This is a genomic window from Streptomyces sp. SGAir0957 (genome assembly GCF_043523415.1).
In genome coordinates, this window is sequence record NZ_CP027293.1 from 2,317,069 (window position 1) to 2,341,675 (window position 24,607).

General features: G+C 71.0%; 19 protein-coding genes. 8 read left to right on the forward strand and 11 right to left on the reverse strand.

The genetic code is table 11. The features are described 5' to 3' along the window. Window positions 1-37 precede the first annotated feature (37 nt). From C1N81_RS15315 to C1N81_RS15325, 3 genes are all read right to left on the reverse strand, one after another. The gene (locus C1N81_RS15315; RefSeq protein ID WP_394437970.1) at window positions 38-1,420 is read right to left on the reverse strand and encodes an FtsX-like permease family protein; all 1,383 of its coding nucleotides are present in this window, start codon (window positions 1,418-1,420) and stop codon (window positions 38-40) included. 12 nt (window positions 1,421-1,432) lie between these two features. Then, window positions 1,433-2,368 carry an ABC transporter ATP-binding protein gene (locus tag C1N81_RS15320; RefSeq protein WP_394429414.1) on the reverse strand — a complete coding sequence of 312 codons (936 nt, stop codon included), beginning with the start codon at window positions 2,366-2,368 and terminating at the stop codon, window positions 1,433-1,435. A 143-nt stretch (window positions 2,369-2,511) separates the two neighbouring features. Beyond that, window positions 2,512-3,360 (reverse strand): ABC transporter ATP-binding protein, encoded by an 849-nt coding sequence (locus C1N81_RS15325; protein ID WP_394429416.1) that lies wholly within the window; start codon window positions 3,358-3,360, stop codon window positions 2,512-2,514. Window positions 3,361-3,522: 162 nt separating this feature from the next. Between C1N81_RS15325 and C1N81_RS15330 the strand changes: the two genes are divergently transcribed. Further along, window positions 3,523-4,875 carry a sensor histidine kinase gene (locus C1N81_RS15330; RefSeq protein ID WP_394429418.1) on the forward strand — a complete coding sequence of 451 codons (1,353 nt, stop codon included), beginning with the start codon at window positions 3,523-3,525 and terminating at the stop codon, window positions 4,873-4,875. Further along, window positions 4,872-5,534: a response regulator gene (locus C1N81_RS15335; protein ID WP_394429420.1), complete on the forward strand. Its 663-nt coding sequence runs from the start codon at window positions 4,872-4,874 to the stop codon at window positions 5,532-5,534. The genes C1N81_RS15330 and C1N81_RS15335 overlap by 4 nt, the downstream gene beginning before the upstream one ends. A gap of 3 nt (window positions 5,535-5,537) precedes the next feature. Here C1N81_RS15335 and C1N81_RS15340 read toward each other — a convergent pair whose 3' ends face one another. The 8 genes from C1N81_RS15340 to C1N81_RS15375 all read right to left on the reverse strand — a co-directional run bounded on the left by C1N81_RS15340 (window position 5,538) and on the right by C1N81_RS15375 (window position 14,955). After that, window positions 5,538-6,188 carry a potassium-transporting ATPase subunit C gene (locus C1N81_RS15340; RefSeq protein WP_394429422.1) on the reverse strand — a complete coding sequence of 217 codons (651 nt, stop codon included), beginning with the start codon at window positions 6,186-6,188 and terminating at the stop codon, window positions 5,538-5,540. A gap of 25 nt (window positions 6,189-6,213) precedes the next feature. Beyond that, the gene (gene kdpB / locus C1N81_RS15345) at window positions 6,214-8,352 is read right to left on the reverse strand and encodes a potassium-transporting ATPase subunit KdpB (protein WP_394429424.1); all 2,139 of its coding nucleotides are present in this window, start codon (window positions 8,350-8,352) and stop codon (window positions 6,214-6,216) included. Continuing rightward, the gene (kdpA, locus tag C1N81_RS15350; RefSeq protein ID WP_394429426.1) at window positions 8,349-10,013 is read right to left on the reverse strand and encodes a potassium-transporting ATPase subunit KdpA; all 1,665 of its coding nucleotides are present in this window, start codon (window positions 10,011-10,013) and stop codon (window positions 8,349-8,351) included. The genes kdpB and kdpA overlap by 4 nt, the downstream gene beginning before the upstream one ends. Before the next feature lie 8 nt (window positions 10,014-10,021). Beyond that, window positions 10,022-10,099: a K(+)-transporting ATPase subunit F gene (gene kdpF, locus C1N81_RS15355; protein WP_394437972.1), complete on the reverse strand. Its 78-nt coding sequence runs from the start codon at window positions 10,097-10,099 to the stop codon at window positions 10,022-10,024. 283 nt (window positions 10,100-10,382) lie between these two features. Beyond that, complete coding sequence (locus tag C1N81_RS15360; protein WP_394429428.1) at window positions 10,383-12,794, reverse strand: ATP-binding cassette domain-containing protein; 2,412 nt, start codon at window positions 12,792-12,794, stop codon at window positions 10,383-10,385. Window positions 12,795-12,894: 100 nt separating this feature from the next. Then, the gene (locus C1N81_RS15365) at window positions 12,895-14,403 is read right to left on the reverse strand and encodes a cryptochrome/photolyase family protein (protein ID WP_394437974.1); all 1,509 of its coding nucleotides are present in this window, start codon (window positions 14,401-14,403) and stop codon (window positions 12,895-12,897) included. Further along, on the reverse strand, window positions 14,390-14,731 hold the full coding sequence (locus C1N81_RS15370; RefSeq protein ID WP_394429430.1) for a DUF3140 domain-containing protein: 342 nt from the start codon (window positions 14,729-14,731) through the stop codon (window positions 14,390-14,392). The genes C1N81_RS15365 and C1N81_RS15370 overlap by 14 nt, the downstream gene beginning before the upstream one ends. After that, on the reverse strand, window positions 14,731-14,955 hold the full coding sequence (locus tag C1N81_RS15375; protein ID WP_394429432.1) for a hypervirulence associated TUDOR domain-containing protein: 225 nt from the start codon (window positions 14,953-14,955) through the stop codon (window positions 14,731-14,733). Before C1N81_RS15375 ends, C1N81_RS15370 begins: the two co-directional genes overlap by 1 nt. Before the next feature lie 718 nt (window positions 14,956-15,673). On the opposite strand from C1N81_RS15375, the gene C1N81_RS15380 reads away from it, so the two are divergent. The 6 genes from C1N81_RS15380 to asnB all read left to right on the forward strand — a co-directional run bounded on the left by C1N81_RS15380 (window position 15,674) and on the right by asnB (window position 24,606). Next, complete coding sequence (locus C1N81_RS15380) at window positions 15,674-17,152, forward strand: sugar transferase (protein WP_394437976.1); 1,479 nt, start codon at window positions 15,674-15,676, stop codon at window positions 17,150-17,152. A gap of 84 nt (window positions 17,153-17,236) precedes the next feature. Continuing rightward, window positions 17,237-18,553, forward strand: coding sequence for a nucleotide sugar dehydrogenase (locus C1N81_RS15385; RefSeq protein WP_394429434.1), 1,317 nt, complete (start codon window positions 17,237-17,239; stop codon window positions 18,551-18,553). Continuing rightward, window positions 18,543-19,787, forward strand: coding sequence for a glycosyltransferase family 4 protein (locus C1N81_RS15390; RefSeq protein WP_394429436.1), 1,245 nt, complete (start codon window positions 18,543-18,545; stop codon window positions 19,785-19,787). The genes C1N81_RS15385 and C1N81_RS15390 overlap by 11 nt, the downstream gene beginning before the upstream one ends. Beyond that, window positions 19,784-21,157 carry a Wzz/FepE/Etk N-terminal domain-containing protein gene (locus C1N81_RS15395; protein ID WP_394429438.1) on the forward strand — a complete coding sequence of 458 codons (1,374 nt, stop codon included), beginning with the start codon at window positions 19,784-19,786 and terminating at the stop codon, window positions 21,155-21,157. The genes C1N81_RS15390 and C1N81_RS15395 overlap by 4 nt, the downstream gene beginning before the upstream one ends. Next, complete coding sequence (locus C1N81_RS15400; protein WP_394429440.1) at window positions 21,154-22,674, forward strand: Wzz/FepE/Etk N-terminal domain-containing protein; 1,521 nt, start codon at window positions 21,154-21,156, stop codon at window positions 22,672-22,674. Before C1N81_RS15395 ends, C1N81_RS15400 begins: the two co-directional genes overlap by 4 nt. Window positions 22,675-22,677: 3 nt before the next feature. Then, window positions 22,678-24,606 carry an asparagine synthase (glutamine-hydrolyzing) gene (gene asnB, locus C1N81_RS15405; protein WP_394429442.1) on the forward strand — a complete coding sequence of 643 codons (1,929 nt, stop codon included), beginning with the start codon at window positions 22,678-22,680 and terminating at the stop codon, window positions 24,604-24,606. The last annotated feature ends 1 nt before the right edge of the window (window position 24,607 follow it).

The following is a 24,607-nucleotide window of genomic DNA, read 5'->3' on the forward strand; positions in this document are numbered from 1 at the left end:
GGAGTCCCGCGCGTGCGAGCTTCCCCCGCACGCGCCCCTACGCGGCCAGGGTCACGGCCTCCACCGCCGGTACCCGCACGCCACGGCGGGCGGTGACCAGGCTGGTCAGCAGCGTGGCGGCGGTGGCGAGGGCCACCACCCCGCACCAGATGCCGAGGCCGCGGTCGGGCAGCACGTCGTCGGTGCGTACGAGCGTGAAGGGGACGATGCCGGCGAGTGCGGCGAGTGTGCCGAAGAACACTCCGGTGACGGTCAGGACGACACCCTCGACGGCCACGGTCGTCAGCACCTGGGCGGGGGTCGCGCCGGCCAGCCGCTGCTGCCCGAACTCGCGGACGCGGTAGGCCGTAGCCGCGTACAGAGAATTGATCAACATGATGCAGGCGAACACGACGATGATGCCGACCACGGTGAAGTTGAGCGTCTCGAGGTTCTTGTCGTCGATTGACTTGGTCAACCCCGACGCCTTGATCGCGTCATTCTCGACGGCCTGCATGTACAGCGTCGCCGTGGCCATGCCGGTGAAGAGGATCAATGGCATCAAGATGCCGGACAGTTCGGCGGCCCGGCGTCGCATGGTGCGCACAGTCAGATATCCGCTCGCGCCCGTGAGCGCCGTCAGGAGTGGCTCGACGCGGCCCAGCACGGCTCGCAGCAGGCTCGGGGAGACGAGGGCGAAGCCCACGGAGAGCAGGATCGCGCCGTAGGCGGGGGCCGCCATCAGAGCGGCGTTCCGGGCGTCCATGGCAAAGGTGGCGCTCGCCGTGAGCGCTCCGCCGCCGAGCGCCGCCCATGCCGCGAACGTCCGTCCCCCGCCCGCCTTTCGCGCCCCGCCGGACCTTCCCTTCCGCTTGCGCCGGGTGACCGTGGTCCGCATGGCCGTCGTCGCCTTGGTGGCGCGGCGCACCGCCAGGAAGGCCGCGCCCGCCGACGCGAGGAGCGAGACGAGGACACCCGACAGCAGGGCGATGGAGCCGAAGGCGGGGTCGACCGAGTCGGCGACCTGGCCGCTGTCCTTGAACACGGAGAGCAGGACGGTGCCGCCGAGCATGGCAGGGCCGACGGCGAGCAATGCGGCCACGAGGGCGACGACCGTGGCTTCGCCGACGACCATGCGCTTGATCTGCGCGGGGGTGGCTCCGGTGGCGCGCAACAGGTTGATCTCGTCCATGCGTTGACGGACGTTGACCGTCAGCGTCGAGGCGATCGCGAAGAAGACCAGGAGCGTGCCGTAGCCGCCGACGACGCTCGCCGCGGTCCGCAGCGTGTCCGCGCTGACCTTGTCGACGTCGTTCGCGTTCGCCGTGTCGTGCAGGGAGTTGAAGGTCATGATGATGGCCGCGCCGAGAAACGCGGACAGGAGGGTCGCCAGGAAGCGGCCGGGGCGCTGCCGTACGGAGCGCATGGCAAGGCCGAGCATGGTGAACATGGTTCACACCTCCAGGCGGGTGGTGTCGTCGGACGTGTCGCCGTGACGGCTGCCGTTGGACGTGTCGCCGTGACGGCTGCCGTTGGACGTGTCGCCGTGACGGGTGTCGTCGCCGAGGTGCGCGAGGCGTTCGGCGATCTGGTCGACGGTCGGCGCCTGCGTCTGTCCGGCGAGCCGGCCGTCGGCGAGAAACTGCACGGAGTCCGCGTAGGACGCCGCGACGGGGTCGTGCGTCACCATCACCACCGTCCTGCCGTGCACCCGGACGGTTTCCTGGAGCAGCCGCAGCACGTCGCGGGCGCTGCGGGTGTCCAGGGCGCCCGTCGGCTCGTCCGCGAAGATCACGGAGGGTTCGGTGACCAGGGCCCGGGCGATCGCGACGCGCTGGCGCTGGCCGCCGGAGAGCTGGTCGGGGGTGTGCCCGAGCCGGTCGCCGAGGCCGACGTCGGCGAGGATCCGCTCGACCCGTGCCCGGTGCACGCGCCGCCCGGCGAGGCGGAGCGGCAGGACCGTGTTCTGCGCGACGGTGAGCGTCGGCAACAGGTTGTACTGCTGGAACACGAAGCCGATGCGGGTGCGGCGGAACTTGGTGAGCGCGGCCTCGCCGCGGGCCGGGCCCGGGCCGCCGGTCATCTCCTCGCCGTCGACCACGACCAGGCCGCTGTCGGGGCGGTCGAGCCCGGCCGCGCAGTGCAGCAGCGTCGACTTTCCGGAGCCGGAGGGCCCCATCACGGCCGTGAAGCTGCCGGTCGGCAGGGTCAGGGTGACGTCGTCGAGCGCCTTGACCTGGGTGCCGCCGCCCGGTGCGCCGACGCTGGCGCCGTCCCTGTCCCCGTCCCGTGTCGTCGCGCCGTACGTCTTGCTGACCCTGACCAGGCGGAGTGCCTCGCCGCGGCCGTACGCGGATGTCGTCTGCCCGTGCTGATGACGCTTTCGCATGTCGCCGATCCCCTCGTCCGGCGCCCTGTGCGCCTCGCCCTCGACGCTAGGGAGGACGGCCGCGCGACACATTGGGCGTACGGCCCGGACCGGGGGTGGTGCTGGGTACACCCGGCACCTGCGGGCAGCCCGCGCACGGAGTTCTACAGGTGGCCGCCCGAGCGGGCCAGCCAGCGGCCCGCGTGCCGGGTGACCTCGATGGGGCGGCCGAAGCAGGCGGTCATGCGGTCGGCCGTCAGGACCTCCTCGACCGGGCCGCGGGCGAGGACGCGGCCCTCGCGCAGGAGCAGTGCGTGGCTGATCGCCGGGGACAGCTCCTCCAGGTGGTGGGTGACGGTCACGGTCGCCAACCCGGGCCTGTTGACGGCCAGTTGACGCATGGTGTCGATGAGGTCCTCGCGGGAGGGCAGGTCGAGCGCGTTGAACGGTTCGTCGAGCAGGAGCAGCGCCGGGTCGGCCATGAGGGCGCGGGCGATGAGGACGCGGGCGCGCTGGCCGCCCGAGCAGACGCCGTACGGGCGGTCGGCGAGGTCCTTGATCTGCAGCTCGGCGAGGAGCGCGTGGGCGCGTTCACGCACCTCGTCGTCGTACGACTTCCACAGCGGCTGGACGGTGCCGGTGTGGCCGGTGAGGACGACGGTGTGGCCGGTGAGGTCCTGCGGGACGCGCTGGGAGGTGGAGACATGGCCGATGAGTGCGCGCAGCTCACGGACGTCGACGCGGCCGAGCCGGTGGCCGAGGACCTCGACCGTGCCGGTGGTGGGGAACGCGGTGGCGCCGACGAGGCGCAGGATGCTGGTCTTGCCCGCGCCGTTCGGGCCGAGCAGCGCCCAGTGCTCGCCGGAGCGGACGGTCCAGTCGATGCCGTCGAGGATGACCTGGCCGGTGGTGAGGCGGCGCATGTCCACACCGTCGAGGGCGGCGACGACACGGCCGTCCTGCGCGCCGGGCACCTCGCCGACCTGCGCGTTCGTCTCGTCCGTTCCGTTCATGGCGCCTCCCGCTCCGTCGCGTACCGGAGGCGAGACTAGCTGTACGCCGCATTTATCCGCGTCCGCGTCCGAGTCGTGGACGGGCAGCCGCCACGGTCGCGGGGTGCGGCAGGAGCACGAAGCACCGGTCGCGGCGCCACCCGCGTACGTAGGCTGACCGCCATGGACCCCAGTCGGCCGCCGGCCGCCCTCAGCGTCCCGGGCTCTCCCGAGATCCCCGCCGCGCACCGCTGGAACGCCGTGCTGTGGGTGCTGTGCGGGCTCGTACCGCCCGCCATCGCCGTCTCGGACGCGGCGGCCGGGCCGAAGCTCCTGGTGTACGGGGTGCTGTCCGCGCTCACCTTCGCCTACGCGGCCGTGGCGATGTTCCCCTCGAAACCGGTCCTGCGACCGCCGGTGTACCTCACCGTCCTGACCGCCGGGCTCGGCGCCGTCGCCTACGTGATGGGCGGCGGGGCCGCCTTGTTCATCGTGGCGCTGCCGCACTTCTGGATCTACGCGTCCGGGCCCGCCGCTGCCCTCTCCTTCAGCGGCGCGGCGGCGGTCCTCACCGCGCTGGCGGGCGCCGCCGGACGCGATCCCGGGCCCGCGCTCCTCACCGGGGACACGGCCTTCGTCGCGCTCGGGTACGTCGTGGGCGCGGGGGTCGGCCTTCTCGTGCACCGGATCAGTACGCAGGGCGAGGCTCGGGCTCAACAGTTGGCGGATCAACTCGTCGACGCGCAGGCCGCGTTGGCGGAGGCGCATCGGCGGCAAGGCGCGGCGGACGAGCGGGAGCGGCTGGCGCGCGAGATCCACGACACGCTCGCGCAGGGCTTCGCCTCGATCATCGTGCTCGCGGAGGCCGCCCGTGCGGGTCTTGGTGCGCATGGCGATACGCAGCGGGATGCGCACCAGAATGCGCGTCTGGATACACAACCGAGTCCACAACTTGAGCGAGCCGCTCAACAGTTGACCTCCATTGAGCAGACCGCGCGGGAGAACCTGGCGGAGGCCCGCGCCCTCGTCGGGGCGACTCCGCCGCCCGGCGGCGCCGTTCAGGGCCCCGTCGCCGCGACCCTGCGCCGCATCCTCGACCGGTTCGCCGAGGACACCGGCGTCGCGGTGGACGCGGACCTCGCCGATGCCGACTGCGATCAGCAGACCCGGATCGCGCTGCTGCGCTGTACCCAGGAGTCGCTCGCCAACGTCCGCAAGCACGCGGGCGCCTCGACGGTGTTCGTGGTCCTCGCCCCGCACCCGTACGGCATCGAGCTGGAGATCACCGACGACGGGCGGGGTTTCGACGTGGGCGCGGCGCGCGGTTTCGGCCTCGACGGCATGCGCAAGCGGCTCGCCGAACTGGGCGGGGAGCTGACCGTCACCAGTTCCGTCGGGGACGGCACCCGGATCCTCGCCTCCCTGCCGAGCACCACCGCACTCACCAGCGCACCCCCCACCACACCCACACCCATCTCCACTTCCACCCCCACCTCCACTTCCACTGCCGCCTCCGGCCGCGAGGAGCTCGTATGACCCCGGAAGACCAGGCCGCACGGCCGCTGCGGGTCGTCGTGGTCGACGACCACACCGTGATGCGCGCCGGGGTCGTCGCGCTGCTCGCGCCCGAGCCCGGGATCGAGGTGGTCGGGGAGGCGGACGACGGGCGGGCGGGGGTGGCGCTCGTCGAGGAACTGCGCCCCGATCTGGCCCTGTTGGACCTGCGGATGCCGGTCCTGGACGGGGTCGCGGCCACGCAGCGGATCGTCGCGGGGCCGAGCGACACCCGTGTGCTGATCCTGACGACGTACGACACGGACACGGAGATCGAGCGCGCGGTGGAGGCGGGGGCGATCGGCTATCTGCTCAAGGACACGTCGCGGGAGCAGCTCGTCGACGCGATCCGGGCGGCGGCGCGCGGGGAGACGGTGCTCGCGCCGCGCGTCGCGCAGAAGCTCGTGGCGAAGATGCGCCGCCCGGCCCAGGCGGCGCTCACCGCCCGCGAGGTGGACGTCCTGCGGGCGGTGGCCGACGGCCTCTCCAACGCGGACATCGGCAAGCGCCTGGTCATCGGCGAGGCGACAGTGAAGACGCATCTGCTGCGGGTCTTCGCGAAGCTGGACGTCAGCGACCGGACGCGGGCGGTCGTGGTGGCGATGGAGCGCGGGCTCCTCGAACCGGCCGGCCAGGAGTGACGCTCACCTGGCGGTGGTCAACTCGCGGAGAGCCACGTTGAGTTCGAGGACGTTCACCCCCGGCTCCCCCATGAAGCCGAGCACCCGGCCGTCCGTGTGCTCGTCGACCAGTTCGCGGACCCGCGCCACCGGCAGGTGGTTGCGCTCCGCGACCCGGTGGACCTGGAGGTCGGCGTAGTCCGGCGAGATGTGCGGGTCGAGGCCCGAGCCGGACGAGGTGACGGCGTCGGGCGGGACGTCCGAGGCGCGCACCGTGTACGTGGCCGTGGAGTTGTCCGCGACGACGGCGGCCCGGGCGTCCTTGACCTGCTTGATCAAGTCGGGGTTGTCACCGGCGAGGTTGGTGGCGCCGGACAGGATCAATGTGTACTGGGTGTTGACGCTGTTGGTGCCGAGTCCGTTCGACGGGCGGGGCTGGAACCAGCGCAGGTCGGGCTTGCCGTCTTTCGTGAGGTAGGTCTGGCCGATGAGGGACGAGCCGACGACCTTCCCGTCGGCCTTGATCTCGGAACCGTTGGCCTGGTGCGGGAACGCGGCCTGGGCGACACCGGTCACGGCGAGCGGGTACAGGACGCCGCACACGACGGTGAGCAGGAGCAGGGCGCGCAGGCCCGCACCGAGGAGCCGGCCGGTGCTTCGTACGGAGGTGTTCATAGCCGATCAGCACGCTTTCCGAGAGTCACAGGCCGGGGATGAGGGAGAGAAGCAGGTCGATGATCTTGATCCCGATGAAGGGGGCGACGAGGCCGCCGAGCCCGTACACGCCGAGGTTGCGGCGGAGCAGCCGGTCGGCGCTGACGGGCCGGTACCGGACGCCCTTCAGGGCGAGCGGGACGAGCGCGACGATGATCAGCGCGTTGAAGACGACCGCGGCCAGGATCGCGGAGTCCGGGCTGGACAGGCGCATGATGTTGAGCTTGTCGAGGCCCGGGTAGACCGCGGCGAACAGGGCCGGGATGATCGCGAAGTACTTCGCGACATCGTTGGCTATGGAGAAGGTCGTCAATGCGCCCCGTGTGATCAACAGTTGCTTGCCGATCTCGACGATCTCGATGAGCTTGGTCGGGTTCGAGTCGAGGTCGACCATGTTGCCGGCCTCCTTGGCGGCCGACGTGCCGGTGTTCATGGCGACGCCGACGTCCGCCTGGGCGAGGGCCGGGGCGTCGTTGGTGCCGTCTCCGGTCATCGCGACGAGCTTGCCGCCGGCCTGCTCCCGTTTGATCAGCGCCATCTTGTCCTCGGGCGTGGCCTCGGCGAGGAAGTCGTCGACGCCCGCCTCGTCGGCGATGGCCTTCGCCGTCAGCGGGTTGTCGCCGGTGATCATGACGGTCCTGATGCCCATGCGGCGCAGTTCGCCGAACCGTTCCCGCATGCCGTCCTTGACGACGTCCTTGAGGTGGATGACGCCGAGGACGCGGGCACCGTCGCCGTCCTCCACCGCGACGAGCAGCGGGGTGCCGCCCGCCTCCGAGATGGCCGTGACGAGTCGGTCGGCGCCCCAGGCGCCCCCGGTCTCCCCCGTGGTGCCCCGCACCTGACCGCCGCGCTCCGCGACCCACGCCAAAACCGACCCGGCCGCGCCCTTGCGGATGGCGCGTCCGTCGACGTCCACGCCCGACATGCGGGTCTGGGCGGTGAACTCGATCCAGTCGGCCCCGGTCAGCTCGCCCTGGCCGCGCTCGCGCAGCCCGTACCTCTCCTTGGCGAGGACGACGACCGAGCGGCCCTCGGGGGTCTCGTCGGCCAGCGACGACAGCTGGGCGGCGTCGGCGAGTTCGGCCTCGGTGACGCCCTCGACGGGGACGAACTCGGCGGCCCGGCGGTTGCCGAAGGTGATGGTGCCGGTCTTGTCGAGCAGCAGGGTCGACACGTCACCGGCGGCTTCGACGGCGCGTCCGGACAGGGCGAGGACGTTGCGCTGGACGAGGCGGTCCATGCCCGCGATGCCGATGGCGGAGAGCAGGGCGCCGATCGTGGTCGGGATGAGGCAGACGAGCAGCGCCACCAGGACGACCATGTCGAGGTTCTTGCCCGCGTAGTGCGCGAACGGCGGCAGCGTGGCGACGGCGAGGAGGAAGACGACGCTCAGCGAGGCGAGCAGGATGTTGAGCGCGATCTCGTTGGGCGTCTTCTGCCGGGCGGCGCCCTCGACCAGGTTGATCATGCGGTCGATGAACGTCTCGCCGGGCTTCGTCGTGATCTTGATGACGACGCGGTCGGAGAGGACCTTCGTCCCGCCCGTGACGGCCGAGCGGTCGCCGCCGGACTCGCGGATGACGGGCGCGGACTCGCCGGTGATCGCGGACTCGTCGACGGAGGCGACGCCCTCGACGACGTCACCGTCGCCGGGTATGACGTCGCCCGCCTCGCAGACCACGAGGTCGCCGACGCGCAGCCCGGTGCCGGGCACCCGCTCCTCGGCCGCCCCGGTGAGCCTGCGCGCCACCGTGTCGGTCTTGGCCTTGCGCAAGGTGTCGGCCTGCGCCTTGCCGCGGCCCTCGGCGACGGCCTCCGCGAGGTTGGCGAAGATCACCGTCAGCCAGAGCCAGGCGCTGATGGCCCAGCCGAACCAGTCGGCGGGGTGCGTGAACGAGAACACGGTGGTCAGCACCGAGCCGACGAGCACCACGAACATCACCGGGGACTTGATCATCACCCGGGGGTCGAGCTTGCGGCAGGCGTCGGGGAGCGACCTGAGCAGCTGCCGGGCGTCGAAGAGGCCGGCGCCGACCTTGCCGCCCGTCGCAGAGGGGCTAGGAGTTGTGGCGGTGTCCATGACGGCCTCGGTCGTCTCGGCTTTCTCCGTACGTACGGTCATGAGGCGAGCCCTTCCGCGAGCGGGCCGAGCGCCAGGGCGGGAAAGTAGGTCAGCCCGGCGACGATGGCGACCGTGCCGACGAGCAGGCCGGTGAACAGGGGTTTTTCGGTGCGCAGGGTGCCCGAGGTGGCCGGGACGGGCCGTTGCCCGGCCAGCGAACCGGCGAGCGCGAGCACAAACACCATCGGCAGGAAGCGGCCGAGCAGCATGGCGAGCCCGATCGTGGTGTTGAACCAGGTGGTGTCGGCGCTCAGGCCCGCGAAGGCGGAGCCGTTGTTGTTGGCGCCGGAGGTGAACGCGTAGAGGATCTCGGAGAACCCGTGCGCGCCGCCGTTGAGCATGGAGTTCTTCGGGGTCGGCAGGGCCATGGAGAAGGCCGTGAAGAGCAGTACGAGCGCCGGGGTGATCAGGATGTAGCAGGCGGCGAGCTTGATCTCGCGGGTGCCGATCTTCTTGCCGAGGTACTCGGGCGTGCGGCCGACCATCAGGCCGGCGATGAACACCGCGATGATCGCCATGATCAACATGCCGTAGAGGCCGGAGCCCGTACCGCCGGGAGCGATCTCGCCGAGCTGCATGCCCAGCATGGTGATGCCGCCGCCGAGGCCGGTGAAGGAGGAGTGGAAGGAGTCGACCGCACCGGTCGAGGTCAGCGTCGTGGCGACGGCGAAGATCGACGATCCGCCGATGCCGAAGCGGTTCTCCTTGCCTTCCATGGCGCCGCCCGCGAGGTCGAAGGCGGGTCCGTGGTGGGCGAACTCGGTCCACATCATGAGGCCGGTGAAGGCGACCCAGATCGTCGCCATGGTGGCGAGGATCGCGTAGCCCTGCCGGACCGAGCCGACCATGACGCCGAAGGTGCGGGTCAGCGCGAACGGGATGACCAGGATGAGGAAGACCTCGAAGAGGTTGGTGAAGCCGTTCGGGTTCTCGAAGGGGTGGGCGGAGTTGGCGTTGAAGTAGCCGCCGCCGTTGGTGCCCAGCTCCTTGATGGCTTCCTGGGAGGCGACGGCGCCGCCGTTCCACTGCTGGGAGCCGCCCATGAACTGGCCGACCCCGTGGATCCCCGAGAAGTTCTGGATCGCGCCGCAGGCGACCAGGACGAGCGCGCCGAGGACCGCGATCGGGATCAGGACGCGGACGGTGCCGCGCACCAGGTCGGTCCAGAAGTTGCCCAGTTCACCGGTGCGGGTGCGGGCGAAGCCGCGCACGAGGGCGACGGCCACGGCGATGCCCACGGCCGCCGAGACGAAGTTCTGCACGGTCAGACCGCCGGTCTGCACGACGTGGCCCATGGCCTGTTCGCCGTAGTAGGACTGCCAGTTGGTGTTGGCGACGAAGGACGCGGCCGTGTTGAACGCCTGGTCCGGGTCGATCGACGTGAAGCCGAGCGAGCCGGGCAGCGAGCCCTGGAGCCGCTGGAGGAGGTAGAGGAACAGGACGCTCACGGCGGAGAACGCGAGGACGCCGCGCAGGTAGGCGGTCCAGCGCATCTGCGTGGTGGGGTCGGCGCCGATGCCCTTGTAGATCCACTTCTCCACCCGGAGGTGCTTCTCGGAGGAGTAAACCCGGGCCATGTGGTCGCCGAGCGGACGGTAGGCCAGGGCGAGCGCCACGCAGAGGGCGAGGAACTGCAGCGCTCCGGCGAGTACGGGGCTCATGTCGGCGCTCAGAACCTCTCCGGGTACAGGAGGGCGAGGACGAGATAGCCCAGGAGGGCGACGGCCACGACGAGGCCGACGCCCATCTCCAGGTGGAAGACGGTCTCGGCGGTCACAGCTTGGTCACCCCCTTGGCGACGAGGGCCACCAGCGCGAAGACCGCGACCGTGGTGACGACGAAGGCCACGTCGGCCATCGTGGGCTCCCGGATGGGTGCGAGAGGGACAGGGACGGAACCGAACCGAACCGGCCGGATCGCTTAGAGCAAACATCCGGTCGTGACCGGTTCCGGCCCTTGTTGACGCCTCTCATACGGGGACGTGCGCGCCCTTGACGCCTCCCTTACGTCACCGCCACCGTCACCGGGGGTCAGGCGCGCACGTACTCCGCCAAGTGGCGCCCCGTGAGCGTCTCGCGCCGGGCGACCAGGTCCGCCGGGGTGCCCTCGAAGACGACCTTGCCGCCGTCGTGCCCGGCGCCGGGGCCGAGGTCGATGATCCAGTCGGCGTGCGCCATGACGGCCTGGTGGTGCTCGACGACGATGACGGTCTTCCCGGCGTCGACGAGCCGGTCGAGCAGGGCGAGCAGCTGCTCGACGTCGGCCAGGTGGAGCCCGGCGGTCGGCTCGTCGAGGACGTAGACACCGCCGCCGCCCCTCTCTCCCAGGTGCACGGCCAGCTTGAGCCGCTGCCGCTCACCGCCGGAGAGGGTGGTCAGCGGCTGGCCGAGCGTGAGGTAGCCGAGGCCGACGTCGTCGAGCCGCTCCAGGATCTTGTGGGCGGCGGGGGTGCGGGCGTCGCCCGCGCGGAAGAACTCCTCGGCCTCGGCCACCGGCATCGCGAGGATCTCGCTGATGTCGCGGCCGCCGAGGTGGTAATCGAGGACGGAGGCGTCGAACCGCTTGCCGTCGCATTCCTCGCAGGTCGTGGAGGTCCCGGCCATCATCGCCAGGTCGGTGTAGACGACGCCGACGCCCTTGCAGGTGGGGCAGGCGCCCTCGGAGTTGGCGCTGAAGAGGGCGGGCTTGACGCCGTTGGCCTTGGCGAACGCCTTGCGGATCGGGTCGAGGACCCCGCTGTACGTGGCCGGGTTGGAGCGCCGCGAGCCGCGGATGGCGCCCTGGTCGACGGAGACGACGCCCTCCCCCTTCGGGATCGACCCGTGCACGAGGGAGCTCTTGCCGGATCCGGCGACACCGGTCACGACGGTCAGCACGCCGAGCGGGATGTCGACGTCGACGTCCTGGAGGTTGTGGACGCGGGCGCCGCGGATCTTCAGGGCGCCGGTCGGCTCGCGGACGGTGTCCTTGAGGGTCGCGCGGTCGTCGAAGTGGCGTCCGGTGACGGTGTCGGCGGCCCGCAGCCCGTCCACGGTCCCCTCGAAGCAGACGCTGCCGCCGCCCGCCCCCGCGCCGGGCCCGAGGTCCACGACGTGGTCCGCGATCGCGATCATTTCGGGCTTGTGCTCCACGACGAGCACGGTGTTGCCCTTGTCGCGCAGGCGCAGCAGCAGCTCGTTCATCCGCTGGATGTCGTGCGGGTGCAGTCCGGTCGTCGGCTCGTCGAAGACGTACGTGGTGTCGGTCAGGGACGAGCCGAGGTGGCGGATCATCTTGACGCGCTGGGCCTCGCCGCCGGACAGGGTGCCGGAGGGCCGGTCGAGGGAGAGGTAGCCGAGGCCGATCTCCACGAACGACTCCAGGGTCTGCTGGAGCGTCTCAAGGAGCGGGGCGACCGAGGGCTCCTTCAGTTCGCGCACCCAGGCGGCGAGGTCGCGGATCTCCATGGCGCAGGCGTCGGCGATGCTGATGCCCTTGATCTTCGAGGAACGGGCGCCTTCGCTGAGCCGTGTGCCCTCGCACTCGGGGCAGACGGCGAAGGTGACGGCCCGCTCGACGAAGGCCCGGATGTGCGGCTGGAGCGCGTCGACGTCCTTGGAGAGCATCGACTTCTGGATGCGCGGGATCAACCCCTCGTACGTCAGGTTGATCCCGTCAACCTTGATCTTCGTGGGCTCCTTGTGGAGCAGGTCGTGCAGCTGGCGCTTGGTGAAGCGGGCGATCGGCTTGTCCGGCGGGAAGAAGCCGCAGCCGGTGAAGATGCGGCCGTACCAGCCGTCCATGCTGTAGCCGGGGATGGTGAGCGCGCCCTCGGCGAGGGACTTGCTGTCGTCGTACAGGGCGGTCAGGTCGATGTCGGAAACCGAGCCGCGGCCCTCGCAGCGCGGGCACATGCCGCCGGTGATGCTGAAGCTGCGCCGCTCCTTCACGTCCTGGCCGCCGCGCTTGACGGTCACCGCGCCCGCGCCGCTGATCGAGGCGACGTTGAAGGAGAACGCCTTGGGCGAGCCGATGTGCGGCTCGCCGAGCCGGCTGAAGAGGATGCGCAGTACGGCGTTGGCGTCGGTCGCGGTGCCGACGGTGGAGCGCGGGTCGGCGCCGAGCCGCTGTTGATCAACGGTGATCACTGTGGTCAACCCGTCGAGGACGTCGACCTCGGGGCGGGCGAGCGTCGGCATGAAGCCCTGGACGAACGCGCTGTACGTCTCGTTGATCAACCGTTGCGACTCGGCGGCGATCGTGTGGAACACCAGGGAGCTCTTGCCCGATCCGGAGACCCCGGTGAACACGGTCAGCCGCCGCTTGGGCAGCTCGACGCTGACGTCCTTGAGGTTGTTCTCGCGCGCCCCGTACACCCGGATCAGGTCGTGACTGTCGGCCACGTGCTGCGCGGACCCTCCGGCCTGCGGCGCAGCGGTCTTCTCGGCCTTGGCGGTCATCATGTCTCCCTACGTCGGGCGGCCCGGCTGGGAGCAGTATGTACGGGCCGGGCGCCCCGGAGCTTCTTCGTTCGTGACCGGGTCGAGCAGCGCTCCAGGCTCCTCAGTCCCGCCGCCCGCGCTCCTGCTTCAGGAGTGCGTCGAGGTCACGGAGGCGGTCCAGGCCGCGGACCGGCTGGGACATGCGGGCGTTGTGCTCGAACCGGTCGCGGTGGCGGTGGAGGAAGGCCCAGTAGCCGGCGGTGAAGGGGCAGGCGTCGTCGCCGACGCGTACGGACGGCTTGTAGCGGCAGGGCCCGCACAGGTCGCTCATCCGGTCGATGTAGGCGCCGCCCGACGTGTACGGCTTGGTCGTCATGCGGCCGCCGTCCGCGTACTGGGACATGCCGACCACGTTCGGCACCATCACCCAGTCGTAGCCGTCGACGAAGCTGCGGTGGAACCAGTCGGTGACGGCGTGCGGCTCCCAGCCGCGTTGCAGCGCGTAGCTGCCGAGGATCATGAGGCGGGGGATGTGGTGGGTCCAGCCGGTCGTGCGGACCTGGTCGAGGGCGTGGGTCAGGCAGTTCGCGTCGGTCCGCGCCGAGGACAGTTCGGTGAACCAGTCGGGCAGCGGCGCGCGGTGGCGCAGTTCGTTGCTGTCGCGGTAGCCCGTGCCGAAGTGCCAGTAGAGGTGCCAGACGAATTCGCGCCATCCGGCGATCTGCCGGACGAAGCCCTCGACGCTGTTGAGGGGGGCGTCGCCGGACCGCCAGCACGCCTCGGCCCGTTCCACGCATTCGGCGGGGTCGAGCAGGCCGAGGTTGAGGGAGGAGGAGAGCCGGCTGTGGCTCATGGTCGCGTCGTCGGCGAGGACGGCGTCCTCGTACGCGCCGAACGTGGCGAGCCGGTGCGCGGTGAAGCGGCGGAGCGCGGCGAGCGCCTCGCGGCGGGTAGCGGGGAACTGGCGCGGGCCGTCCTCGCCGACGAACTCCACGTCCCCGTCCCTGGCCCAGCGGTCGAGGTCGGCCCGCACCTCGGCGTCGATGTCGCTCTCGCGGGGGCGGTAGGGCGGGGGTACGTCCAGCGTTCCGGCGCCTTTGGGCGGGGGTTCGCGGTTGTCGTGGTCGAGGTTCCACCGGCCGCCGGCGGGCTGGTCGCCGTCCATGAGGAGGTCGTGGGTGTGGCGGACCCAGCGGTAGAAGTCCTCCTGGCGCAGGTGGGTCGTGCCGTGTCCGTCCGCCCAGGCCGTGAAGGCGTCGTGCGGGACGAGGAAGCCGCGGGCGGGCAGGACCCGTACGGAGGGCAGCGCGTCGACGAAGGCGCGGGCCGCGTGGGAGGTCGGGTGGTGGACCGTGACCGGGGTGTCGGCCCCGACGGCTTCGCGCAGGCCCGCGCGGTAGCTGTCCGCCTTGACGTAGCGCACGCGGTCTCCGAGCTCGGCGGCCCGGTGCCGCATGGCGGAGAGGATCAGGTGTGCCTTGGCGCGGTGGAAGCGGCGGCGCCGGAAGACACCGCGCGCCTCGATCATGAGGAGCGGGCTGTCGCGGTGCGGGACGAAATGGGGTCCGAGCTGGTCGCCGAAGAGCCAGTGCGGGGTGCCGGCGTCCTCGCTCTCGTCACTTTTTCGGATCGTGGCCCCAGTTCATCAGGGAGTAGCGCCAGCGGGTGTCCGTGACGTCTCCGGAGGGGCGCTGCTTGATATGGCGGTGCACATAGCCGACGACTTTGCGCATATGGGCTACGTCGTCGTCGGTGAGGTCGCCCTTCTTCTTCTCCCGCAGTTCGATGATGCGGCGCCCGGAGGCGTGGCCGACGCTTTCGCCGCCGCCGTCCGACTGGCCGACGCTCTTGGACTCGTCGGTGTCCAGCCACTTCTTGAGGGCGGCGGGGGTCATGTTGACGACGTCGTCGAACTCCTTGATGGTGTCCTGGCGGTCGTCGTCGCTTTTCCCGCTCATCAGCCGCTGTTCTTCTTGCGCAGGGATTCCGGCTTGTGCACGGCGTTCTTGCCGGACTTGTCGCTGGTGACTTCGTACTGCGGCTCTTCCTTGGACGCCTTGACGGTGCGGCCGGCCGCTTCCGTATTCTTCGTGATCTTCTTCTCCACCTTTCCCGGGACGTCCTGCCCGTGGCTGCTCCAGCTGACTTTGTCGCCCTTGCCGAGATTCTTCTTCTTCGCCATGCCCTTCACTCTCCCGTCCTTCGGCGTCCGCCGCATTCCGGCGGATAGCGACGTCCGCCGGATTCCGGCAGATAGCGGCGTCCGCCGGATTCCGCCGGATTCGTTCGATATGCCGAACGATGTTCCGAAGCGTGGACGTGGCTGATATCGCTCACCGGGAAAGCGCTGTCCTCCCAGCACGCACGTTCGACATCTGGATCAAGTCTGAAAGCATGCGCACGAGTTCCACACATCCCCTCTACACGGCGCCGATGATGGTCTAGATTGACCGTGCTCCACATGTGGACACGAGGCGACAAATGACGATCTATAAGTCGGGCGCCGGGGACAGCCAGTGGCTGGGACCCCGGTGCCAGGCGTGGGGGTGATCGATTCTTCGGGCCCGGACCAGGGCCCTGGGTGTGGGGAGCATCCGGGGTTTCGGCGGGTTCCGCACACCGTGATGCCCTGGCGGGCCGTAAGAGACCACTGCCGCCCGGGCGAGGTGTTCAAACGACGCTGCTCAGCCGAAATGTCATGCGCGGGAGGCCGAAAACCTCCCGGGGGGAAGAACTGTGCGACGCGGAGGGCGGGGGCCTTCCGCTGAGGAGAACAGTGCGGCACGGGGGGCGGAGCCTCCCGGGGGGAGAACACAGTGCCGGGGGGCGGGGGCGCCTCCTGGGGGGGAGGAACCGTGTGGAGCGAACACGTCGAGCCCGCAGGTGACCTGGGGGGGTCCGTGCAACAGGGGGAATTAGTAAGCCCGTTACCGCCGTCCCGCGGGCGTCTGGGGAGTGGGACACTCAGTCAGCCCGCGACCGACTGGGAGCAGCGGTACCGGCGCACCGTGATCATCGCGGACACCGTGGCGACGGCCGTGGTGGTGACGTCGATCGGCCAGTTCTTCGGCGCGCGTGACGCGGCCAACTGGCATGAGAAGTGGGGCATTCTCGCCTTCTGCACCGAGTTACTGGTGCTCGCGTCCCTGGCGCTGAGCCGGGCATGGGCGCCCGCGGTGCTCGGCCAGGGCGCCGAGGAGTTCCGCCGGTTCGGGCGCTCCCTGTTCACGGCGACGGTCGTCCTCGCGCTCGGCGGGATAGCCCTGACCTCGCGCAACATCAAGCTCTGGATATTCGTCGCGATCCCCGCGATCGCGATCACCACCATGACCGCCCGGTATCTGCTCCGCCTGTGGCTGCACAAGCAGCGCAAGGAGGGGCGCTGCCTCAGACCGGTTCTCGCGGCCGGCAGCCCGGAGACCGTGCACGACCTGATCACCCGCACCCGTAAGTTCCCGCACCTCGGCTGGCGTGTGGAGGCGGTGTGCACGCCCGACGGACTCGGGCCCGACAGCGACCAGTTGGACGGGGTGCCGGTCGTCGGCCGCCTCTCCGACGTCGCGGGCCATGTCCACCGCGACGGCTACCGCGTCGTCGCCGTCACCCCCGACGCGCACTGGTCGCCCGACAGTCTGCAGCGGCTCGCCTGGAACCTGGAGGGCAGCGACGCCGAGATGGTCGTCGCCCCGGTCCTGATGGAGGTCGCCGGGCCGCGCCTGCACGTCGACGCGGTGCTCGGCATCCCGCTCCTGCGGGTCAGCATGCCCGCCTTCACCGGAGGCCGCCGGGTCATCAAGGGCGTCGTGGACCGGCTCGGCGCCGCGGCCCTCATCCTGCTGTTCGCGCCGGTGATGGTCCTGGTCGCGCTGCTCGTAGTCGCCGACAGCCGGGGCGGTGCGGTCTACCGCCAGCGCCGGGTCGGCAAGGACGGCCAGGAGTTCACGATCTTCAAGTTCCGCACGATGGTCGCCGACGCCGACCGGGTGCGCGCCGCGCTCGCCGACCAGAACGAGGGCGCGGGCCTGCTGTTCAAGATGCGCCGGGACCCGCGGGTGACCCGGGTCGGCAGCGTCCTGCGCAAGTACTCGCTCGACGAACTCCCGCAGTTGTTCAACGTGGTGACCGGGTCGATGTCGCTCGTGGGCCCGCGCCCGCCGTTGCCGGAGGAGTCGGCCGCGTACGGGCCCGACATCCGGCGGCGGCTGCTCGTGAAGCCAGGTCTGACCGGCCTGTGGCAGATCAGCGGGCGCAGTGACCTGCCGTGGGAGGAGGCGGTCCGCCTCGACCTGCGGTACGTGGAGGACTGGTCGCTCGCACTGGACTCAGTGATCTTGTGGAAGACGCTGCGCGCGGTGCTCCGAGGACAGGGAGCGTACTGAGACCGCAGGGGGGCTGCGGCACAACTGTCCGGACGGTGCACGACAGAGCAGGCCACGAGGGTCTGCGAGGGGGGAGGAACAGTCATGAGAGTCAGCGTCTTAGGTCTGGGTTACGTGGGGTGCGTGTCGGCGGCGTGCCTGGCCGCGTCGGGCCACGAGGTCATCGGCGTCGATGTCAGCAAGGTCAAGGTCGACCTCGTCAACGACGGCAAGGCGCCGGTGGTCGAGGAGCGGATCGGCGACTACGTCGCCGAGGCGGTGCGCGGCGGCAGGCTGCGCGCGACCGACGACGTGCGCGACGCGATCCTGAACAGTGATGTGTCGCTGGTCTGCGTGGGGACGCCCTCCGAGCCCAACGGCAGCCTGTGCACGACCTACTTGGAGCGGGTCGCCGAGCAGATCGGCGCGGCGCTCGCGGAGCGCGAGGGCCGGCACACCGTCGTGTTCCGCTCCACGATGCTGCCGGGCACCTGCCTGAACCTGCTCGTGCCGATCCTGGAGAAGCACGCCGGTACCGCCGGGGTGGACTTCGGGGTCGCGGTCAACCCGGAGTTCCTGCGCGAGGGCACGAGTGTGCGGGACTTCTTCGACCCGCCGAAGACCGTCATCGGCCAGATCGACGAGGCCAGCGGTGACGTGGTCGCCGCGCTCTACGACGGGCTGCCCGGCGAGGTGTTCCGGGTGCCGGTCCCGACGGCCGAGGCGATCAAGTACGCGGACAACGCCTTCCACGGCCTGAAGATCGGTTTCGCCAACGAGCTGGGCGCGGTGTGCCAGGCCCTCGGCGTCGACTCGCACCAGGTCATCGACGTCTTCCTGGCCGACCGCAAGCTGAATATCAGCCCCGCCTATCTGCGGCCCGGCTTCGCCTTCGGCGGCTCCTGCCTGCCCAAGGACCTGCGCAGCCTGGTCCACGCGGCGCGGCGCGCCGATGTGTCGGTGCCGATCCTGTCGCACGTGCTGCCGTCCAACGAGGACCACCTGCAGCGCGCGGTGGAGCTGGTGGAGCGCACCGGCAGGCGCAAGGCGGGCCTGTTCGGGCTCTCCTTCAAGCCGGGCACCGACGACCTGCGCGAGAGCCCGCTCGTCGAACTGGCGGAGCGGCTCTACGGCAAGGGCTACGACCTGAAGATCTACGACGCCAACGTGAGCCTGTCCCGGCTGCTCGGCGCGAACCGCGAGTACATCGAGACCCGCCTTCCGCACCTCGCGCAGCTGCTCGCGGACTCCGTCGACGAGGTCCTCGACCACGCGGACGTGTGCCTGGTCGGCACGAAGGACCCGGACGTTCTCTCGGCGCTGCCGCACGGCGGTGGCGGCCCGGTGATCGTCGATCTCATCCGCCTTCCCGACGCGGACACGCGCCGGACCGAACCGGGGTACGTGGGCCTTGCTTGGTGACACAGCACGTGCAAGTGGCGACGAGGGCCGGGGTCGGCGTGCGCTGATCCTGGTCGAGAACCTGTCGGTGCCGTTCGACCGACGGGTGTGGCAGGAGTGCCTGACCCTGCGCGACGCGGGGTGGGAGGTGCACGTCATCTGCCCGCGGGGCACCAAGCGGGACACCGAGGCGGAGGCGGAGATCGACGGGGTGCGGATCCACCGCTACCCGCTCACCGCCGCCACCGGCGGTCCCGCCGGTTATCTGCGCGAGTACGGGACGGCGCTGTGGCATACGGCCCGGCTGGCCCGCAAGGTCGGACCGGTCCATGTCGTGCACGCCTGCAACCCGCCCGACCTGCTGTTCCTGCCCGTCATGCGGCTCAAGCGGCTCGGCGCGCGGTTCGTCTTCGACCAGCACGACCTGGTGCCCGAGCTGTACCTGTCCCGCTTCGACCGGGGCGAGGACCTGCTCTACCGGGCCGTGCGCCGCCTGGAGCGGTTCACCTACCGGACGGCGGACATCGTGCTCGCGACGAACGAGAGCTACAAGGACGTCGCGGTGCGCCGTGGCGGCAAGCGTCCCGAGGACGTGTTCGTGGTGCGCAGCGCGCCGCAGATCGAGCGGTTCCAGCCGGTGCCGCCGGAGCCGGAGCTGAAGCGCGGCAAGCCCCATCTGCTGTGCTACCTCGGGGTGATGGGCCCGCAGGACGGGGTGGACTACGCGCTGCGGGCGCTGGCGAAGCTCCGCGACGAGCTCGGCCGGACCGACTGGCACGCGGTGTTCGTCGGCGGCGGGGACGCCTTCGACGCGATGGTGGAGCTGTCGGAGCGGCTGGGGCTCTCGGACCAGGTGCAGTTCACGGGGCGGATACCGGACGCCGATCTGGTGCGCTACCTGTCGACGGCGGACGTGTGCCTGTCGCCGGACCCGCTCAATCCGCTCAACGACGTGTCGACGATGAACAAGGTCCTGGAGTACATGGCGATGGGCCGGCCGATCGTCTCGTTCGAGCTGCGGGAGGCGCGCGTCTCCGCGGGGGACGCCGCGCTGTACGCGCCCGCGAACGACGAGGCGGAGTTCGCCCGGCTCACGGCGCAGCTCATGGACGACCCCGAGCGGCGCGCCGAGATGGGCAAGATCGGACAGGAGCGGATCAGCGGGCGGCTGTCCTGGCGGAACTCGCAGCAGGCGCTGCTGGCCGCCTACGACGCTGCCTGCCGCGGCCGGACAGGGAGGAGGCCGCGCCGTTGAGCGAGGACACGATACGTCTGGCGACGATCGGACGGATTCTCCGCCGGCGCTGGCGGCTCCTCACCCTGCTGACACTGGCGGGTGCGGTCGTCGGCCTCGGCGCGTCCCTGCTGTTCCCGCCGAGCTGGACCACGTCGGCGTCGGTCCTCATGGCGGGGCAGTGGGAGGAGCGCGAGCTGCTGACCCAGGTGGAGGTCGCGACCAGTTCGGCCGTGGTCGACCGCTCGGCCGCCGCGCTGAAGTGGCCCGGTGTCGACGGCACCGAGCTCCAGGACCAGGTGACCGCCAAGGCGGCGGACGGGAACATCATCAAGATCACGGGCACGGCCGACACCCCGGAGAAGGCGCAGCGCCTCTCCGACCAGGTGGCGCAGCAGTTCGTCGGCTTCGCCTCCCGGATCGGGAGCGACGAGACCGACTCCGACGACGCGGAGAACGGCCCCGAGGCGCTGCGCAAGCAGGTCGCGCAGACCAACCGGCGCATCAGCGATCTCGCCGACGCGGCGGATCCGGGGCAGACCGTGGAGAGCGTGCAGGCCAGGACGGAGCTGGAGAAGCTGCGGACGGCGCTGCAGGACTCCATGAAGCAGCTGGAGGAGGCCGATCCGGCCATCGGCAGCAAGAACAGCATGGTCGTGATGGGTCCGGCGGCGAAGCCGACGAGCGAGGCGCCGCCGACGCGGATCCAGCTCATCGCGGGCGGGGCGCTGCTCTTCCTGCTCGTGGCGATCATCGCGCACCTCACGGCGGCCCGGATGAACCGGCGGCTGCGCGGTGAGGCGGAGATCGCCGCCGCATTGGGCTCGACGGCGATCGGGACGGTCGACGTGCCGGACGGCCGCAGCGCCGAGCCGGTGCGGGCGGGGGGTGCGCGGGCGAGGGTCCGCCGCTTCCTCGGGGTCGACGCGCGCTGGGACACCCCCACCCCGCACCGGTCGGGCGACGAGACCAGCAGACGGGTCCGTTACCGGCGTGTGTGCATGCGGCTGCGGCATCAGCTGCCGGTGCCCAGGCGGCTGTTGATCGTCGTCCCGGAGGACGACACCATCGCCCGCCGGGCCGCGCAGCAGCTCGTCACCGAGGCGAAGAACGATCCGCTGCTGCGGGTCGTGGAGGTCTCGGTGGCCCATCCGATGGTGCCCGACCGGGAGGCCGAGTCCGGTGTCCTGGTCGTGCTCAGTGCGGGCAGCTGGACCGCGGACGAGCTGGGCGGCATCGCCTCGGCGTGCGCGGACGGCGGCCACGAGGTCGTCGGTGTCGTCGTGGCGGGCGCGGTCCGTGCCCGGCCGGCGCGGACCGCCGACCAGCCTCCGGAGAGCGCCACGCTCGCGCTCGCCGTGCGCGGCCACGCGACGGGAGGTCCCGTGTGATGACCAGCACGACCGCGGAAATGTCGACGACGCCTCCGCTTCTCGACCTGCACGCCCTCGTGGTGGCGGTGCGCAGACGCCGTCGCCTGTGGTGCTCCCTCGCGGTGCTCGGTCTCCTCGCGGGCGCGGCGTTCGCGGTGCTGATGCCGCCGGCGCCGAGCGCGACGACGAAGCTGCTCGTCGCGCACGCGGAGGACCAGCCGAACGACACCGGCACGCTGATCCGTACCGATGTCGAGGTCCTCGGCACCACGCGGATCGCCGACCGGGCCCTGAAGACGCTCAAGTCGTCCCAGAAGCCCGAGGACTTCATGAAGGAGTACCGGGGCCGGGGCCTGACCAACAACGTGATGCAGATCGACGTGACCGGTGACACCGACGCGCAGGCGGTGGCCCGTGCGCGGGCGCTGGCCGACGCGTTCGTCGCGGACCACGTGCGGCGGATGCAGGAGACGGCGAAGGCGGAGGCCGAGGCGCTGATCCAGCAGCGTGACCGGATGCAGAAGGAGCTGGCCGAGGTCAACGACGAGATCGGCGGCCGGTCCCCGGAGACCAACCCGGCGGACTCGGCGAGCATCGAGTCGCTCTTCGCCCGCCGCGCCGAGCTCAACTCCCGTATCGCGGACTTCAACCAGCGTGCGGAGGAGGCACGGGTCGGCACGCCCCGCCTCCTCGCGGGGACGCAGATCGTGGACGATCCGCGCGCGGTGGCGCACTCGCTGCCGAAGACGGTCGCGACCAATGCCGCGATCGGTCTCGTCCTCGGGCTGGTCCTCGGGCTCGCGATCTCGGCGGTCGGTGTGGTGGTGGCCGACCGGCCGGTGCTGCGCCGGGAGGTCGCCATGAACCTGGGCGCCTCGGTCATCGCCGAACTGCCGCCCGGTTCGGGCCGGCTGTGGCAGCTCAAGCGGGTCCGGGCGGCCCGTGACCGGCTGACGACGACGCTCACGCGGACCGTGCGCGGCTCCGCGGAACCGCTGTCGCTGCTCGAACTGGGCAGCGCCCGCGCCACGAGCGTCATCGCGCTGAACCTGGCCGGTGCCCTCGCGGCGGACGGGCCGTTGGTGATCATCGACGGGCTGCCCGGGAATCAGCTCGCCAAGGCGCGGGAGCGGCAGGGCGGGCCGAACGTGATCACCGGCGCGCAGGCGGCGGCGCTCTCGCCGCAGGACCGCCGGATCGGCGTCGGCTCGGTCGCGCCGGGCACCGCCTGGACCGATCTGCAGTACCTCGGCAGCCAGACCGTGCTCGTCGTACGGGCCGGGCACGCCAGTGCCGCGTGGCTGCACACGGTGGCGCGGCAACTCGCCGACCAGCACATCCCGGTGCTCGGTGTCGTCCTGATCGACCCCGATCCGCGGGACCGGACCGACGGCACGCTCTGGGACGGCCTGCACACTGCGCTGCGCGGGCAGAGCGAGCGCCTCGCCCGGCAGAACAAGACGGGGCAGCGGCGCGCCGAGCGCGTTCCCATGTGGGCCGCGCGGGTCCCGGACAGCGACCAGGAGGCGCGGTAGGACATGTGTGGCATCGCAGGCACGTACCGGTGGCCGGACGGGAAGGCCGTCACCGACCGGCTCACCGACATCCTCGCCCACCGGGGCCCGGACGGGGCGGGGCGCTACCGCCACTCCCTCGGCGACGGTGAGGTGCACCTCGGGCATCGCCGGCTGTCGATCATCGACCTGTCGGAGACCGGCGCGCAGCCGATGATCTCGGACGGGCTCGCCCTGACGTACAACGGCGAGCTGTACAACGCGCCGGAGCTGCGGGCCGAGCTGGCCGCGTCCGGCGTCCGCTTCCGCGGCACCTCCGACACCGAGGTGCTCCTGGAGGCGTGGCGGCGCTGGGGCACGGACTGTCTGCCCCGGCTTCGCGGCATGTTCGCGTTCGGGGTCTTCGACGAGCGCACGGGTGATCTGACGCTCGTCCGGGACCAGTTGGGCATCAAGCCGCTGTTCTTCCTGCGCCGCGGTGAGGGCCTGGTCTTCGCCTCGGAGCTGAAGGCGCTGGCCACCGCGACCGGCGGCACGCTCGACGTGGACCCGGCGGCGCTCGTCGCCTCCCTCCTCTACTACTGGGTGCCGGACTCGCGGTGCGCGTACCGGGAAGCGGAGAAGCTGCCCCCGGGGAGCTGGCTGACGTGCCGGGCGGACGGCCGGGTGGAGCGGGGCCGGTTCTGGCATCTGCGGGACGTCGCGGCGGAGGGGCAGGAGCGGGCGCGGGCCGGGGAGATCCCGGATCTGGCGGCCATCGTCGAGGAGTCGACGCGGCAGCACCTGCTGTCCGACGTGCCGGTGGCGACGTTCCTGTCGGGCGGGCTGGACTCCAGCTATCTGACGGCGCTCGCGGCGCGCGACCGGCCGGGGATCTCGGCGTACACGATCGGGTTCCGCGCGGAGGATGCCAAGTTCGAGGCGATGCCGGACGATCTGCGCTACGCGCGGCAGGTCGCGGAGCGGTTCGGGGTGGATCTGCACGAGATCGAGATCGCGCCGAACGTGCTCGACCTGCTGCCGGAGATGACGTACCACCTGGACGAGCCGATCGGTGATCCGGCGGCGATCAACACGTTCCTGATCTGTTCGGCGGCCCGTGAGGCCGGGGTCAAGGTGATGCTGTCGGGGATGGGCGCCGACGAGTTGTTCGCCGGGTACCGCAAGCACCTGGCCAACACGTTGGCGCTGCGCTACCAGCGCGTCCCCGGGCCGCTGCGGCGCGGGGTGTCGGCGGCGGTGGACCGGCTGCCGGTGGCGTCGGCCAAGCGCGGGTACCGCTCGGTGCGGTTCGCCAAGCGGTTCCTGTCCTTCGCGGACCTGCCGGAGGAGACCGCGTTCCGGCGCAGCTACACCATGTACGACCAGGACGAGCTGCTCGCCCTGATCGATCCCGATCTGGCCGGGACGGTCGACGACGTGCTGACCGAGCACGCGGACGTCTACGAGGACAACCAGCTCGACGACTTCGTCAACCGGATGTGCCTGGGCGACGCCCGGATGTTCCTGCCGGGACTGAACCTCACCTACACGGACCGCTCCAGCATGGCCGCCTCGACCGAGGTCCGGGTGCCGTACGTGGACGTCGAGGTGGTCAAGGCGGCCTTTACGTTCCCCGGCGACCGCAAGATCGCCGGGCGGCAGGGCAAGGCCGTGCTCAAGGAGGCGGCCGCGACCGTCCTGCCGGACGAGATCGTGTACCGGCCCAAGGGGCTGTTCAGCGCGCCGCTGCGGGCCTGGATGAGCCGGGACCTGGCACCCCTCGTGCGCGAGGTGATCAATGACGGCGTGCTGGTCAACTCCGGGTTCCTGCGCCGTGACGCGCTGGCCCGGATGGTCGCCGAGGACGCCTCGGGGCAGCGGGACTTCTCCAAGCACCTATGGCATGTGCTGACCCTCGAGTACTGGTATCGCGGCGCGACCTCCGGCTCCGGCCGGAGCCGGGCGGCCTGAG